Origin of the sequence: Mycolicibacterium brisbanense (assembly GCF_001570425.1) — a bacterium.
Taxonomy (GTDB): domain Bacteria; phylum Actinomycetota; class Actinomycetes; order Mycobacteriales; family Mycobacteriaceae; genus Mycobacterium; species Mycobacterium brisbanense.
Map to the genome: position 1 here is coordinate 212,951 of NZ_BCSX01000039.1, position 15,367 is coordinate 228,317.

At 68.5% G+C, this 15,367-nt stretch carries 15 protein-coding genes; 12 read left to right on the forward strand and 3 right to left on the reverse strand.

The features are described from left to right. Window positions 1–5: 5 nt before the first annotated feature. Window positions 6–971, forward strand: a complete 966-nt coding sequence (locus tag RMCB_RS21950) for a hypothetical protein (RefSeq protein WP_234792208.1) — start codon at window positions 6–8, stop codon at window positions 969–971. Next, window positions 968–2,227 (forward strand): methyltransferase family protein, encoded by a 1,260-nt coding sequence (locus tag RMCB_RS21955; RefSeq protein WP_062830452.1) that lies wholly within the window; start codon window positions 968–970, stop codon window positions 2,225–2,227. Before RMCB_RS21950 ends, RMCB_RS21955 begins: the two co-directional genes overlap by 4 nt. Here RMCB_RS21955 and RMCB_RS21960 read toward each other — a convergent pair. Next, on the reverse strand, window positions 2,217–3,086 hold the full coding sequence (locus RMCB_RS21960; protein WP_062830453.1) for an alpha/beta fold hydrolase: 870 nt from the start codon (window positions 3,084–3,086) through the stop codon (window positions 2,217–2,219). The genes RMCB_RS21955 and RMCB_RS21960 overlap by 11 nt on opposite strands. 59 nt (window positions 3,087–3,145) lie before the next feature. Next, window positions 3,146–3,580 carry a hypothetical protein gene (locus RMCB_RS21965; RefSeq protein ID WP_062830454.1) on the reverse strand — a complete coding sequence of 145 codons (435 nt, stop codon included), beginning with the start codon at window positions 3,578–3,580 and terminating at the stop codon, window positions 3,146–3,148. An 81-nt stretch (window positions 3,581–3,661) separates the two neighbouring features. Here RMCB_RS21965 and RMCB_RS21970 point away from each other — a divergent pair, with 81 nt between their 5' ends. The 8 genes from RMCB_RS21970 (at window position 3,662) to RMCB_RS22005 (ending at window position 12,820) form a co-directional block, all read left to right on the forward strand. After that, window positions 3,662–4,324 carry a TetR/AcrR family transcriptional regulator gene (locus tag RMCB_RS21970; RefSeq protein ID WP_062830455.1) on the forward strand — a complete coding sequence of 221 codons (663 nt, stop codon included), beginning with the start codon at window positions 3,662–3,664 and terminating at the stop codon, window positions 4,322–4,324. Window positions 4,325–4,427: 103 nt separating this feature from the next. Continuing rightward, complete coding sequence (gene pafA / locus RMCB_RS21975) at window positions 4,428–5,786, forward strand: Pup--protein ligase (protein WP_029373008.1); 1,359 nt, start codon at window positions 4,428–4,430, stop codon at window positions 5,784–5,786. A 78-nt stretch (window positions 5,787–5,864) separates the two neighbouring features. Beyond that, a complete protein-coding gene (locus RMCB_RS21980) occupies window positions 5,865–6,854 on the forward strand; it encodes a helix-turn-helix transcriptional regulator (protein WP_062830456.1) in 990 nt (329 codons plus the stop codon). A 66-nt stretch (window positions 6,855–6,920) separates the two neighbouring features. Continuing rightward, window positions 6,921–7,877 carry a helix-turn-helix transcriptional regulator gene (locus RMCB_RS21985; protein ID WP_062830457.1) on the forward strand — a complete coding sequence of 319 codons (957 nt, stop codon included), beginning with the start codon at window positions 6,921–6,923 and terminating at the stop codon, window positions 7,875–7,877. Window positions 7,878–7,907: 30 nt separating this feature from the next. Further along, a complete protein-coding gene (gene tatA / locus RMCB_RS21990) occupies window positions 7,908–8,186 on the forward strand; it encodes a Sec-independent protein translocase subunit TatA (RefSeq protein WP_029373011.1) in 279 nt (92 codons plus the stop codon). Window positions 8,187–8,257: 71 nt separating this feature from the next. Then, a complete protein-coding gene (gene tatC, locus RMCB_RS21995; RefSeq protein ID WP_029373012.1) occupies window positions 8,258–9,244 on the forward strand; it encodes a twin-arginine translocase subunit TatC in 987 nt (328 codons plus the stop codon). Further along, entirely contained in the window at window positions 9,228–11,978 is a 2,751-nt protein-coding gene (locus RMCB_RS22000; protein ID WP_062830458.1) for a DEAD/DEAH box helicase, read from the forward strand. The genes tatC and RMCB_RS22000 overlap by 17 nt, the downstream gene beginning before the upstream one ends. Before the next feature lie 35 nt (window positions 11,979–12,013). After that, on the forward strand, window positions 12,014–12,820 hold the full coding sequence (locus RMCB_RS22005) for a DUF4333 domain-containing protein (RefSeq protein WP_062830459.1): 807 nt from the start codon (window positions 12,014–12,016) through the stop codon (window positions 12,818–12,820). A 13-nt stretch (window positions 12,821–12,833) separates the two neighbouring features. Here RMCB_RS22005 and RMCB_RS22010 read toward each other — a convergent pair whose 3' ends face one another. Next, window positions 12,834–13,793, reverse strand: coding sequence for a 5'-3' exonuclease (locus RMCB_RS22010; RefSeq protein WP_062830460.1), 960 nt, complete (start codon window positions 13,791–13,793; stop codon window positions 12,834–12,836). A 39-nt stretch (window positions 13,794–13,832) separates the two neighbouring features. Between RMCB_RS22010 and RMCB_RS22015 the strand changes: the two genes are divergently transcribed. Beyond that, the gene (locus RMCB_RS22015; RefSeq protein WP_062830461.1) at window positions 13,833–14,228 is read left to right on the forward strand and encodes a VOC family protein; all 396 of its coding nucleotides are present in this window, start codon (window positions 13,833–13,835) and stop codon (window positions 14,226–14,228) included. An 11-nt stretch (window positions 14,229–14,239) separates the two neighbouring features. Then, window positions 14,240–15,361, forward strand: a complete 1,122-nt coding sequence (locus RMCB_RS22020) for a M24 family metallopeptidase (RefSeq protein WP_062830462.1) — start codon at window positions 14,240–14,242, stop codon at window positions 15,359–15,361. Window positions 15,362–15,367 lie beyond the last annotated feature (6 nt).

The following is a 15,367-nucleotide window of genomic DNA, read 5'->3' on the forward strand; positions in this document are numbered from 1 at the left end:
CCGACGTGGACGACGGGGGAGCTCCACCGGCCGCGCCGCGCGGCTACCGGCCCAGCCGGGCGCAGTGGTCGCTGGCGGGGGTGATCCTTGCCTTCGTCGTCGGTGTCGTGCTGTTCAAGGTGATCAAGGGCTTCGGCCTCGGGCAGAGCGCCGCGTTCTACATCGGGATACCCACCGTGCTCGCGTTGATCCTGACGCTCACCGCGAACCCGGACCGGCTGATCTCCATGACGCTCAAGGCGATCACCATCCTGCTGCTGCTCGCGATCCCGGTCGCCGGCGAGGGTTTCGTATGCGTGATCATCGCCGCGCCGTTGTTCTACGCGGTCGGAATCATCGTGGCGTTGATCGTGGGCGCCGTACGAAAATCCGGCCGCCCGCCCGGCGCCCGCATCGTGGTGCTGCCTGCCGTCGCGCTGGTGCTCTCGCTCGAAGGTGTCGTGCCCGCCCTGACCCTGCCGGGCGACAGCACCGTGACGGCCACACGCACGGTCTCCGCCACGCCCGACCAGGTAGCGGCTGCGCTGGCGCGTCCGCTGCGGTTCGGCGATGTGAAGCCGTCCGGTGTTCTCGGGCTGGGCTTTCCGCAGCCGCTGATGGACCACGGCAGCGGTTTGGCGGTGGGAGACCGCCGAGTGGTGATGTTCGCCGGAGCGCACCACCGCCCGGGGTTCATCGCGCAGCACCATTGGGGTGAGGCGCAGTCCGTGCTGGAATTCCAGATTGCCGCCAGGACACCGGATTCCGTGCAGCTGGTGCCCGTCTCGGACGACACCCCGCTGGCAACCTGGTTGACCTGGCGTTCGTCCGACGTGAGCTGGCGCGCCGTCGACGCCGAGCATACCGAGATCACCTGGTCGCTGAGCTACACGCGGCGGCTGGCACCGGCCTGGTATTTCGGGCCCATCGAGCATGTGGTGACCCAGCGTGCCGCGGGTTACCTGCTCGACGCTGTCGATCTCCGGCCGTGACCACCGGGCTGGACGTCGCGACGCTGCGCAACGGTGCGGTGCTGGTTCCGGCGCTGCTGGCAGGCGCGTTGTGGGTGGCGGCGCCCGGAGAACGGGTCGGTGCGGCGCTCGCGACACTGTGGAACATGGTGTGGCTGATCGCGCTCAACGCGGTCGCGGTCGCGGCGGGCTGGTGGTCCTTCGCTACCGACGGGTTGATGTGGTCGGGGGTGCCTCTCGACGTGATGCTCGGCTGGGCGCTGCTCTGGGGCGCGGTGCCGGTGCTTTTGATGCGGTGGGTGAATCCCGTTGTGACAGTTGCGGTTCTGGTGGCCGCAGACATCGTGGCGATGGGCGGTTTGGCGCCGTTGGTGTGGCTGCGGTCTGGTTGGTGGGTTGGCGAACTGCTCGGGGTGCTGCTCTGCCTGCTTCCCGCGGTGCTGCTGGGCTGGGCGACTGCAGCGGGGCGGATGCTGTGGGTGCGCGCCGGCCTGCAGGTGGTGCTTTTCGGTGCACTGCTGCTGTTCGTCATACCCGCGGCGACGTTCGCTCTCACCGGCATCTCCTGGTTGCAGGTGTGGCACCGGGTCGGCGGCCCGGGGGACTGGGTCCTGCTGCAGATCGCGGCGGTGTTGGTGCTCATCGCACTGCGCGCGGTGGCGGAGTTCGCCCGACACGGCGGTACGCCGTTCCCGTGGGACCCTCCGCAGGCCTTGGTGACCTCAGGGCCTTACGCCTACCTCGCCAACCCCATGCAGGTCTGCGCGGTGCTGCTGCTGGTGACTGTGGCAGCCGTCGTCGGCGCACCGGGACTGGCGCTGGCCGCGGCCGTCGCCGCGGTGTTCAGCGCAGGCATTGCCGGGTGGCACGAACGTGATCAGCTGGTCGCGCGCTTCGGCGCACCGTGGCGGGAGTACCGCCGTGCCGTGCACGACTGGGTGCCACGACTGCGACCCTATGCGCACCGCGCACCGGCCCGGTTGTACGTGGCGGTGACGTGTGATCCGTGCAGCCAGGTCGCGGGCTGGCTGCGGCGTCGGGACCCGGTCGCTCTGACGCTGAAACCCGCCGAAGATCACCCACAGGATCTGCGCCGAGTCCGCTACGAATCCGATTCGGTTGTGCTGCACGGCACCCGGGCCGTCGGCGCGGCGCTCGAGCACATCTCCCTCGGGTGGGCGCTGGTGGGCTGGGTGATGCGGGCACCGGCGATCGGGTGGTTCGTGCAGCTGCTCGCCGACGCGGTCGGGGCGGGGCCGCGCTCGGTCAGCCGATGACGCCGCGGATCAGCCCGGCGAACTCCTCGGGGCACTCCAGTGGGGTGAAATGCCCTGCGGCGTCGGCGGTGTGCAACCGGACGTCGACGAAGTAGTCGTCCAGGCGGTCGGCCCACGCGGTCGGGAACAGCGGGTCGTGGCGGGGCCACAGCACGTCGGTGGGGGCGTTGATCTTGACGGCCCGATCGGGTGGCAGCTCCGTGAGCGACTGGGCGACGGTGCCCGCGCCCGCGCGGTACCAGGCCAGTGATGCGGCGAACGCGCCGGGCAGCGCGTAGTCCGAGACGAGCCGGTCCAGGTCGTCCTCGGAGACGGTGAAGCTCGGCCCCGACCAGTGATTCCAGAAGTGCCGGAGATACTCGCGCACGATTTCGGGATTCCCGTCGATCAGCCGGTCGGCGATCGGCAGCTGGTGAAACGCCTGATACCAGAACTCGTGCTGGGCATGCGGGCTGAGCACCCGGTCACCGGCGCCCGGTAGCGGCGGCGAGAGCACGAGCGCCTTCGCCAGGTGCGGGTGCATGCGGGCCACACTCTGCGCCACCCGGCTGCCGACGTCGTAACCGGCGAGGATGACCTGTTCCAGACCCAGCTCGTGGATCAGTCCGACGATGCTGGCCGCCTGGGCTGTCGCGCTGTAGAAGTGCTGCACAGAAACCGCGTGCTTGTCGGAGCCACCGAATCCGCGAAGGTCGGGCACGATCACGTCGGCCACGTCGGTCAGCAGTGGAACCACCTTCCGGTAGTCCCGCCGGGTGCCCGGCCAGCCGTGCAACAGCACGACAGGCGGCCCGCCCGCGATGCCGAGCCGATCGAAGGCCAATCGGAATCCGTCCACCGGAGCGCTGCGCGAGGACATCGGTCAATTCTCATCCGCCGCCACGGCGTTGTGGGCCAGGTTGGGAAAGCTCGGTGGGATCAGGATGCCGGGGTTTCGCGACGCCAGCCGACGTAGGTCAACCACAGGCCCATCGCCGTGAGCAGGAGGAAGAAGATCCGGGCCGCGAGCAGCAGACCGGGGCTGCTCAGCGTGGTGTCGGCGCCTGTCTGGATGGCCGACGGGAAGGCCATCATCGCCACGCCGCGCAGCGCGACGAACCATCCGAACAGCGAGATGAGCACGGCCGTCGCGCTGTACCAGTACTGGTGGAAGGCGATCACGATCAGCCCCATCATCAACATCGCCGCACCCAGGATCCACGGGAGCGTGCCGCTGCTGAACAGGTCGGACAGCAGGTTGCCGAGTTGGGACAGCCGGATCGCGATGATGACGGTGGCGACGGCGACGAACGGGCCGAGAACCCGGGCGAACACCCGCGTGCGGTGCCGGGCTTCGGCGGAGGGCGTGGGCATGTGGCCTCCTGCAGTTTGATAAACCGACCGACGGTCTATTAATAAGCTAGGCTCGAGGCACGATCACGTCAACGGAGGCTCATGGCACGCCAGGTCAAGCACGAGGAACACGCCGCACGGCGCACCGAGATCCTCGACGCCGCACTTCAGCTCATGCACGACAAGGGCTACGCGGCGATGACCATCGAGGATCTGTTGAGCACCCTGCAGATCTCCAAAGGTGCTCTCTACCACTATTTTCGGTCCAAGCAAGCGTTGCTGGAAGGCGTCGTCGAACAGATGGGTGAGAGCGCCACCGCGGGTCTGCGCCGCATCGTCGACGCTCCCGACACCTCGGCGCTGGACAAGCTGCATGCGTATTTCGCGGCGTCATACGCTTGGAAGTCCGAGAACGCGACCGCGGTCGCCACCCTCATCCGGCTCTGGCACGACGAGAACAACGCGCTGTTGCGGCAGAAGCTGACCCAGGGCTCGATGCGCACCACGGCGCCTCTTCTCGAGGCGATCATCAGGCAGGGCTGCGCAGAAGGCGTCTTCCGCACCGACTTCCCGCACGAGGCGGCCGGGATCCTCACCGCGATGGGTCTGCACTTGGCCGACGCGTTCATCGACGCCATCGAGGCCGACGGTGCCGCCGGTATCGACATCTCCGGGCCGCATGCGCGTAAGGCTGTCGCTGCCTACCGGCAAGCGTTCGAGCGCATCCTCGGAGTGCCCGACGGTTCGCTCGCCGGCGAACTCTGATAACACTCGCGACGGACGATCGGCCGCCGCGACAGTCCGGCACCCGCCGACGCGACCGCTCGATGCCAACCGATACCGAGTGCGACCCCGTAAGCTCGATAGTGTGCAGCGACGAATCATGGGCATCGAGACAGAATTCGGTGTGACCTGCACGTTCCATGGCCATCGCCGGCTCAGTCCCGACGAGGTTGCCCGCTATCTGTTCCGGCGGGTCGTGTCGTGGGGCCGCAGCTCAAACGTCTTCCTCCGCAACGGCGCCCGTTTGTACCTGGATGTGGGCAGTCACCCCGAGTACGCCACAGCCGAATGCGACAACCTCGTTCAGCTGGTCACCCACGACCGCGCCGGTGAGCGCGTACTGGAGGACCTGCTGATCGACGCCGAGCAGAGGCTCGCCGACGAGGGTATCGGCGGTGACATCTATCTGTTCAAGAACAACACCGACTCGGCGGGCAACTCCTACGGCTGCCACGAGAACTACCTCATCGTGCGGGCCGGTGAGTTCTCGCGGATCTCCGACGTGCTGTTGCCGTTCCTGGTGACCCGGCAGCTGATCTGCGGTGCGGGCAAGATCCTGCAAACGCCGAAGGCTGCCACGTTCTGCCTGTCGCAGCGCGCCGAGCACATCTGGGAGGGCGTCTCGAGCGCCACCACGCGATCGCGGCCGATCATCAACACGCGCGACGAGCCGCACGCCGACGCGGAGAAGTACCGGCGGCTGCACGTCATCGTCGGCGACTCCAACATGTGCGAGGCCACCACCATGCTGAAGGTGGGCACTGCCTCGCTCGTGCTGGAGATGATCGAGGCGGGCGTGCCGTTCCGCGACTTCTCGCTCGACAATCCCATTCGCGCCATCCGGGAAGTCAGCCACGACCTCACCGGCCGGCGTCCCGTGCGGCTGGCCGGAGGTAGGCAGGCCAGCGCGCTGGACATCCAGCGCGAGTACTACAGCCGTGCCGTCGAATATCTGCAGACCCGCGAAACCAACACCCAGATCGAACAGGTGGTGGATCTGTGGGGCCGCCAGCTCGACGCGGTCGAGAGCCAGGACTTCGCCAAGGTCGACACCGAGATCGACTGGGTGATCAAGCGCAAGCTGTTCCAGCGTTACCAGGACCGCTACAACCTGGAGCTGTCCGATCCGAAGATCAGCCAGCTCGACCTGGCCTACCACGACATCAAGCGTGGCCGTGGCGTGTTCGACCTGTTGCAGCGCAAGGGGCTGGCCGCCCGGATCGCCACCGACGAGGAGATCGACGCCGCGGTCAACACGCCGCCGCAGACCACGCGGGCCAAGCTACGCGGTGAATTCATCAGTGCCGCGCAGGAAGCCGGCCGCGACTTCACCGTCGACTGGGTGCACCTCAAACTCAACGATCAAGCGCAGCGCACCGTGCTGTGCAAGGACCCGTTCCGGTCGGTCGACGAGCGGGTCAAGCGGCTCATCGCCAGCATGTGAGCGGCGCGGGGCGTCGGTGCCGACGCCCCGCTCGCCCGCTGCCCGGATCCATCGCGGTTGCCGCCTAAACTCCTTGCTGTGGCGACATCCAAAGTGGAGCGGTTGATGAACCTCGTCATCGCGCTGCTGTCCACGCGAACGTTCCTGCCCGCGGAGAAGATTCGCGCGAGCGTGGCCGGATACGCCGACAGCCCCAGCGACGAGGCGTTCTCCCGGATGTTCGAGCGCGACAAGAACGAGCTGCGTGATCTCGGCATCCCGCTGGAAACGGGCCGGGTGTCGAAATTCGATCCGACCGAGGGCTACCGGATCAACCGCGACGCGTATGCGCTGCCGCCCGTGCAGTTGACCGGTGACGAAGCCACTGCCGTCGCGGTGGCGACGCAGCTGTGGCAGTCGCCGGAACTGGTCACCGCGACGCAGGGCGCCCTGCTCAAACTGCGCGCCGCCGGGGTGGAGGTCGAGGCCGACGGCGCGGGCGCCGCGATCACCTCGACCGCGGTGCTGCCCGGGCTGCGCGGGTCCGAGGAAGTTCTGCGAATCCTGTTGTCCGCCATCGATTCGGGTCATGCCGTGCAATTCGAACACCGGCCGTCGCGCACCGCGGGCTACACCACCCGCACGGTCGAGCCGTGGGGCGTGGTCACCCACCGCGGCCGCTGGTATCTCGTCGGACACGACCGGGACCGCGACGACACCCGCACGTTTCGGTTGTCCCGCATCGGATCCGGCGTCACGCTCATCGGCGAGGCCGGTGCGGTGCGCAAGCCTGACGGCGTCAACGTGCGTGAGATCGTGCGACGCGTCGTCACCGACGTCCCCACCGGCGAACGGGCCCGGGTGTGGGTGGCCGGTGGCCGAGCCACGGCGCTGCGCAGGCAGGCCATCATGACGACACCGCGCACCCTGGGCGGGCGTGCGGGGGAGGAGATCACCGTCGAACTCGGCATGTATGACCGGTTGGCGCGCGAGATCGCGAGCTACGGCGCCGACGCAGTGGCCCTGGAACCACAGGCGTTGCGCGACGACGTGTTGGACAGGTTGCGGGCGCAGGCGGACCGCGCATGAGGGCCAGCGAGGAGCCGGGGGTGGACCGCGCATGAGGGCCAGCGAGGAGCCGGAGGCGGATCGCGCATGAGTCAGGTTTCGGCCCGGTTGGTCCGGTTGCTCAACATGGTTCCGTACTTTCAGGCCAATCCGAAGGTCACGCGTGCGGAGGCGGCCGACGCCCTTGGCGTGAGCCGCAAACAGCTCGACGCCGACCTCGAACAGCTGTGGATGTGCGGGCTGCCCGGCTACAGTCCCGGCGACCTGATCGACTTCGACTTCACCGACGACACCATCGAGGTGACGTTCTCGGCCGGTGTGGACCAGCCGCTGCGGCTGACTTCGACCGAGGCGACGGTGATCCTGGTGGCGCTGCGGGCGCTGGTGGACGTGCCGGGCATGGTCGATCCGGAGGCCGCGCGCAGCGCGATCGCGAAGATCGAGTCGGCCGCGGGCGCCCAGCTGGCCGCCGTCGACGATCCCGCGCCCACCGAGAGCGAGGCCGCCGCGACCGTGCGGGCCGCGGTGCGCGACGGCCGAGCGGTGACGCTGGAGTACTACTCGGCGTCGCGGGATTCGTTGACCACCCGCATCGTGGACCCGATCCGGGTTGCCCTGGTCGGGGACAACAGCTATCTGGAGGCGTGGTGCCGCAGCGCCGAGGCCGTGCGGCTGTTCCGGCTCGATCGCATCGTCGAGGCGCAGCTGCTCGAGGAAGCCTCGGCGCCGCCCCCTCCCGCCGTGCAGGCCGGTCCTGACACGTCGCTGTTCGACGCCGATCCCGCGCTGCCCGCAGCCACCCTGCTCATCGCGCCCTCGGCGTCGTGGATGTTCGACTACTACCCGCTGCGGGTGCTGTCCGAGCTGCCCGACGGTGCGGTCGAGGCGGCCATGACGTACGCCTCCGAGGACTGGATGGCCCGGTTTGTGCTGGGCTTCGGTTCTGCTGTGCGCGTGCTCGCACCCGCGTCGTTGGCGCAGCAGGTCCGGGCCGCGGCGACGGCGGCACTGCACGCCTACGGCGCGGTAGAGGTTGACGGGTAGACTCGGCGAAGACGTCTGGAGGTAACCAAATTGGGCGGACTACAACCCTGGCACTGGATCATCGTCATCGCGGTGTTCGTGCTGCTGTTCGGTGCGAAGAAACTTCCCGACGCGGCGCGGTCGCTCGGCAAGTCGATGCGGATCTTCAAGTCGGAGATCAAGGAGATGCAGTCTGAGTCCAGGTCGGAGGAGACTCCGCCGGCGAAGCCGATTGCCTCCGAACGCGCCGACGTGGCAGCTCCCAGGCCCGACGTCGCCGGCCAGGCGGCTCCGGCACCCGAACAGTCCCCGGACCGGCACACGGCCTGACGCGGCCCGACCCTGACCGCGGTCTCCGGCCGCGTCGGTAGGTTGCGTCTTCAACCCCTCACTTCACATACGTGCAGACCTCCGGCATCTTCAGAAAACTCGATCCCCGTCGGCGCCGTTCACGGGTCAATCCCGACGGCACCATGTCGCTGGTCGATCACCTCACCGAGCTGCGGTCGCGGCTGCTGATCGCGGTGGCAGCGGTCATCGTCGCGATGACCTTCGGGTTCTTCTGGTACACCCACGGCATCTTCGGGCTGCACAGCCTCGGCGAATGGCTGCGGGGGCCGTACTGTGCCCTGCCCGCGTCGTCGCGTGCGGCCATCGCACCTGACGGGGAATGCCGGCTGCTGGCCACCGCGCCGTTCGACCAGTTCATGCTGCGGCTGAAGGTCGCGCTCGCGGCCGGCGTGGTGATGGCCTGCCCGGTGTGGCTGTATCAGATGTGGGCGTTCATCACGCCGGGGCTGTACAAGAAGGAACGCCGATTCGCGATGGCCTTCGTCGGCTTCGGCGCGCTGTTGTTCGTGACGGGTGCGGTGCTGGCGTACGTGGTGCTGGCCAAGGCCCTGGGCTTCCTGCTGACCGTCGGCAGCGACGTTCAGGTCACCGCGCTGTCGGGCGAGCAGTACTTCGGATTCCTGATCAACCTGCTGCTGGTGTTCGGCATCAGCTTCGAGTTCCCGCTGCTGATCATCATGCTCAACCTTGTCGGCGTGCTCAGTTACCAGAAGCTGAAAGCGTGGCGGCGCGGGTTGATCTTCGGTCTGTTCGTGTTCGCGGCCTTCGCGACCCCGGGCTCCGACCCGTTCACGATGCTGGCACTGTCGTGCGCTCTCTCGCTGCTGTTGGAGTTCGCGATCCAGTTCGCCCGGGTGCACGACCGGCGCAAGGCACGCTTGGCGGAGGCCGAGGTGGACGACGACGAGGCCGCACCGATCGGCACGGCCGAACCGATCGGGGCGCCCGAACCGGTGTCGACGCCGACATCAGCGGCCCCGGAGACGCCACCGGCGTCGCGACCCACCAGATTCAGCATCGATGACGACGCCACCTGAGCCGGGCGGCGAAACTCCCGGCGAGCTGGCCGCATTCACCGCACAGCTGCCGTTCGCCCTCGACGATTTCCAGGTACGCGCCTGCCGTGCGCTGGAACGCGGCCACGGCGTCCTGGTCTGCGCGCCGACCGGCGCAGGCAAGACGGTGGTCGGTGAATTCGCCGTGCACCTGGCACTGGCAGCCGGCGGCAAGTGTTTCTACACCACCCCGATCAAGGCGCTGAGCAACCAGAAGCACAACGACCTGGTGGCCCGCTACGGCGCGGAGAAGATCGGGCTGCTCACCGGCGACCAGTCCATCAACGGCGACGCCGACGTTGTGGTGATGACCACCGAAGTGCTGCGGAACATGCTGTACGCGAATTCGTCTGCGCTGCATGGGCTTTCGTATGTGGTGATGGACGAGGTGCACTTCCTGGCCGACCGGATGCGTGGCGCGGTGTGGGAGGAGGTGATCCTGCACCTGCCCGAGGAAGTGCGGTTGGTCAGCCTCTCGGCCACGGTGAGCAATGCCGAGGAGTTCGGCGGCTGGATCCAGACGGTCCGCGGGGACACCACCGTCGTCGTCGACGAGCACCGGCCCGTACCGCTGTCTCAGCACATGATGGTGGGCAAGCGGCTGTTCGACTTGTTCGACGGCTCCGACCGCACCTTGGTGGACCCGGACCTGGTGCGCCACATCGCGCATCGCCGCGAAGCGGACCGGCTCGCCGACTGGCAGCCCCGCGGGCGCGGGCGCGGCCGGCCGCCCCAGCTGTACCGGCCGCCGAGCCGGCCGGACGTGATCGACGTCCTCGACGCCGCGGGTCTGTTGCCCGCGATCACGTTCGTGTTTTCCCGCGCCGGGTGCGACGCCGCGGTCAAGCAGTGCCTGCGGTCGCGACTGCGGCTCACCACCGACGAGGAACGGGCCCGCATCGCCGAGGTGGTGGACCGCCGCTGCGCCGATCTGGCCGAGTCCGACCTGATCGTGCTGGACTACCACGAATGGCGCGAAGGCCTGCTGCGCGGCCTGGCCGCCCACCACGCGGGCATGTTGCCGACGTTCCGCCACACCGTCGAGGAGCTGTTCACCGCCGGTCTGGTGAAGGCCGTGTTCGCCACGGAGACACTGGCTTTGGGCATCAACATGCCGGCCCGCACGGTGGTGCTCGAGCGGCTGGTGAAATACAACGGCGAACAACATCTGCCGTTGACGCCGGGGGAGTACACGCAGCTCACCGGCCGGGCCGGGCGGCGCGGCATCGACGTCGAGGGCCACGCCGTGGTGCTGTGGCGGCCCGACGACAGCACTGCTGACCCGGCCGAGGTCGCGGGCCTGGCGTCCACCCGGACCTTCCCGTTGCGCAGTTCCTTTGCACCGTCGTACAACATGACCATCAACCTGGTCCAGCACATGGGGCCCGAGCAGGCGCACAAACTGCTGGAGCGGTCGTTCGCGCAGTACCAGGCCGACCGCTCGGTGGTCGGCCTGGTGCGCGGGGTCGCCCGCGGCGAGCGGATGCTCAAGGAACTGGCCGCCGAACTGGACGGGCACGAGTCCGAGGTACTCGACTACGCGAGGCTCCGCGCGAAAATCGGTGAGCGCGAACGCGCCCAGTCACGCGCATCGCGGCTGCAACGCCGTCAAGCAGCCAACGACGCGCTGGCGGCCCTGCGTCGCGGGGACATCATCACCATCACCCACGGCCGCCGCGGTGGGCTGGCGGTGGTGCTCGAACCCGACCGCGACAGCGACGATCCCCGTCCGCTGGTGCTGACCGAACATCATTGGGCGGGGCGGATCTCGTCGTCGGACTACTCGGGCGCCTCGGGGCCGTTGGGCACGATGTCGCTCCCCAAACGTGTCGAGCACCGCCAGCCGCGGGTGCGCCGCGACCTGGCGTCGGCGCTGCGGTCGGCGGCAGCCGGGTTGACGCTGCCGGCGGGCAAACCGAAACGCTCCGGCAGCGCACTGGACCGGGACGTGGATCCGGAGTTGGCCGGCCTCCGCGAGCAGCTGCGTCGGCATCCGGCGAATCAGCTTCCGAACCGCGAGGCCATGATGCGCATCGCCGAGCGGTACCTGCGCATCGAGCGCGACAACGCCCAGATTCAGCAGAAGGTGGCCGCGGCGACGAACTCGCTGGCGCGGACCTTCGACCGCATCGTCGCGCTGCTCAGCGAGCGCGGATTCATCGAGAACGATTCCGGCGAACCCAAGGTCACCGACTCCGGCCGGCTGTTGGCCCGCATCTACAGCGAAAGCGACCTGCTGGTGGCCGAATGCCTGCGGGGCGGCCTCTGGGAGGGCCTGCAGCCGGCAGAGCTGGCGGGTGTGCTCTCGGCGGTGCTCTTCGAGTCGCGCGGCGACACTCCCGCGGTACCGGCAGGGTTCGAGATCCCGACGTCCGGTCTGCGGCGTGCGCTGGCCCAAACCCGGCGCCTCTCGGCCGATCTGCGGGCCGACGAGCGCAGGCACCGCATCGCACCGAGCCGCGAAACCGACGAGGGTTTCGTCACCGCCGTCTACCGCTGGGCCACCACCGGCGATCTGGCGTCCGCGCTGGCCGCATCCGACATCACCGGTTCCGGTTCACCGCTGTCCGCAGGAGATTTCGTACGGTGGTGCCGGCAGGTGCTCGATCTGCTCGACCAGGTGCGAAATGCCGCACCCACACCGGCCCTGCGCAATACCGCGAAACGCGCCATCAACGACGTTCGGCGCGGCGTCGTGGCTGTTGATGCGGGGTAGGGTGTGGACGACAGCGAACAGGATCAAGGAGAGTCATGAGCGGACCGCAGGGATCTGATCCGGCACAGCAGTGGCCCGGTCAGCAGCCCGAGCCCGGTAATGATCAGCCGTCGAGCTCGGACGCGTGGCAGCAGCCTGCCAGCCCCGACGAGCCGACCACGCATGCTCCGACCTGGCAGCCGCCGTCGCAGTCATCACAGCCTGAACAGCCGCAGCAACAGCAGCCGCAGCAGCCTGATTACTCGGCCTATCAGCAGTCGCACTCGGGTTACGCGCAGCCGCAGTACCCGTCGACCGATCAGTACCAGCCCTACGCGCAGCCGGGCCAGTTCGGGCAGCCGGGTCAGCCCGCTCAGATGGGTCAGCCGCAGTTCGGCCAGCCCGGCCAGTACGGTCAGCCGCAGTTCGGCCAGCCCGGGCAGTACGGTCAGCCGCAGTTCGGTCAGCCCGGCCAGCCGGGCCAATTCGGCCAGTACAACCAGCCCGGCGCGGAAGAAGGATCCAAGCGCTCGCTCGGCGTGATCCTCGGTGTCGTCGGGGCCCTCGTCGTGCTCCTGCTCGCTGTCGTCGGAGTGCTGGGCTTCTGGAAGCCGGGATGGTTCGTCACCACCGAACTCGATGTCAACAAGGCCCAAGAAGGCGTGACGAAGATCCTCACCGACGAGGAGAACGGTTACGGCAACAAGAGCGTCTCCGACGTCAACTGCAACGACGGCAAGAACCCCAAGGTCAAGAAGGGTGACACCTTCACGTGTGAGGTCAGTGTCGACGGCACCAAGCGCAAGGTGACGGTGACCTTCCAGAACAACGACGGCACCTACGAGGTCGGCCGGCCCAAGTAGGCCGTGCCGCGGATCAGCCGGGCAGTCGGTCCAGTGCCGTCTGCAACCGGCTGATCGACGAGGTCACTCCGTACGCAGCGGCCAGGTCGGCGACCTTCGCCGGGTCTTTGGCGGCCAGCGGCAGCGCGTCCGACGGCGTCGAGAACGTCACGGGCGCATCGGTCGCCACGCGCACAACCGGCTCGGCTGCCGCGATGTAGTCGGCGGCGGCAAGCAGTTTGGCCCGGTGGGACTTGGACATCGACACCGCGGTGTCCTGCGCGGCCGCTTGGATCGCCGCCAGTGAGCCATGCTGAGCCAGCAGCGTCGCAGCGGTCTTCTCGCCGATGCCGGCCACGCCGGGCAGCCCGTCGGACGGATCGCCACGCAGCAACGCCAACTCGGCATACGCGGCGCCGGCCCGGTCGGCAGGCACGCCGTACTGCTCGGCCACCTCGACTGGACCGAACTTCGTGGCCTTGGCCAAGCCGCGCCCGATGTAGAGCACGCGCACCGGCGGGGCAGGCTCGTCACGCACCAACTGCAGCAGGTCGCGATCCCCGCTGACCACGACGACGGGATCGGTCTGCTCGCGGGTGGCCAGCGTGCCGAGCACGTCGTCGGCTTCGTACCCGGGCGCCCCGGCGGTGGCGATTCCGAACGCGTCCAGCAACTCCATGATCATGGTGACCTGGGGTGTCAGCTCGTCGGGCACTTCCTCGATGTCCGGTATCCCGTCCGGCTCGGGTTCCGCGACCCGGTGGGCCTTGTACGACGGGACCAGCTCCACGCGCCATTGCGGGCGCCAGTCGTCGTCGCGGCACACCACCAGCCGGCTCGGTCGTTCGTTGGTCACCAGCGTTGCGATGGAGTCCAGAAAGCCGCGCACCGCGTTCACCGGTCGGCCGTCCGGTGCGGCGATCGACGACGGGACGCCGAAGAACGAGCGGAACCACATGCTGGCGCCGTCGAGGAGCAGGACGGGGGCGGTCATGAAATCCTCCGGAACATTCCAGCGACAGTAGCCTGAGGTATGTCCTTCGCCGTCAACCGTATTGACCATGTCGTCCTCAACTGTCGCGACGTCGAGGCCACGGTCGACTTCTACGTGCGGGTGCTCGGCATGCGCAAAGAGGTGTTCGGCGCGGGCCGCGTCGCCCTGGTGTTCGGAAACCAGAAGATCAACGTGCGGCCGACCGGTTCGCCGAACTGGGTCACCGGCGTCGTCGACGCGCCCGGCTCGCTGGATCTGTGCTTCATCGCCGACGTCGATGCTTCCGCGGTCGGCGCACATCTTTTGGCGTGTGGTGTGGAGATCATCGAAGGGCCGGTACCCAAGACCGGCGCGATGGGCCCGATGACCTCACACTATTGCCGCGACCCCGACGGCAACCTGGTCGAGGTCGCCAGCTATCAGGAGCACCACTAGCCTCGAGCACCATGACCCTGAGCCGATTCAGCACCGACGTCTACGCCCACCGGCTTTCCGCGGCTGCCGCCGCCGCGGGTGAGGCGGGCCTGGCCGGGCTGGTCATCACGCCCGGCTACGACCTGCGCTACCTGATCGGCTCGCGGGCGCAGACTTTCGAACGGCTGACCGCGCTCGTGTTGCCCGCGCAGGGCGAGCCGACGGTGGTGGTGCCGCGTTTGGAGCTGGCCGCGCTCAAGGAGTCGGCGGTCCCCGAACTCGGTGTGACGGTGCGGGATTGGGTCGACGGTGAGGATCCGTACCGGATGGTGGTCGACGCGCTCGGGGGCCGGGCCGTCGCCGTCACCGACGCCATGCCGGCGCTGCACCTGCTGCCGCTGACCGAACTGCTCGGGGTGGTGCCGGTACTGGCCACCGATGTGCTGCGCCGGTTGCGAATGGTCAAGGACGGCGCCGAGATCGACGCGCTGCGCAAGGCCGGGGCGGCCATCGACCGCGTGCACGCTCGGGTGCCCGAATTCCTGGTGCCCGGCCGCACCGAGGCCGACGTGGCCGCTGACATCGCCGAAGCCATTGTCGCCGAAGGGCATTCGGAGGTCGCGTTCATCATCGTCGGGTCCGGGCCCAACGGGGCCGACCCGCATCACGAGTGCTCCGACCGCGAACTGCAGGCCGGCGACATCGTCGTCGTCGACATCGGCGGGCCGTACCAGCCGGGCTACAACTCCGACTGCACCCGCACGTACAGCATCGGCGAGCCCGATCCCGAGGTGGCCCGCCGCTACGCGGTGCTGCAGCGCGCGCAGCAGGCTGCGGTGGCGGCGGTGCGGCCCGGCGTCACCGCCGAACAGGTCGATGCGGCCGCCCGTGACGTGCTGGCCGCCGAGGGCCTGGCGGAGGCCTTCGTACACCGCACCGGCCACGGCATCGGGTTGTCGGTGCACGAGGAGCCTTACATCGTGGCCGGCAACGACCTCCCGCTGGAGGTGGGCATGGCGTTCAGCGTCGAACCCGGGGTGTACTTCCCGGGGCAGTGGGGGGCGCGTATCGAGGACATTGTGATCGTCACCGCCGACGGCGCGGAATCGGTGAACAACCAGCCGCACGAGCTGATCGTGGTGCCTGCGGGCTGAGCGCCG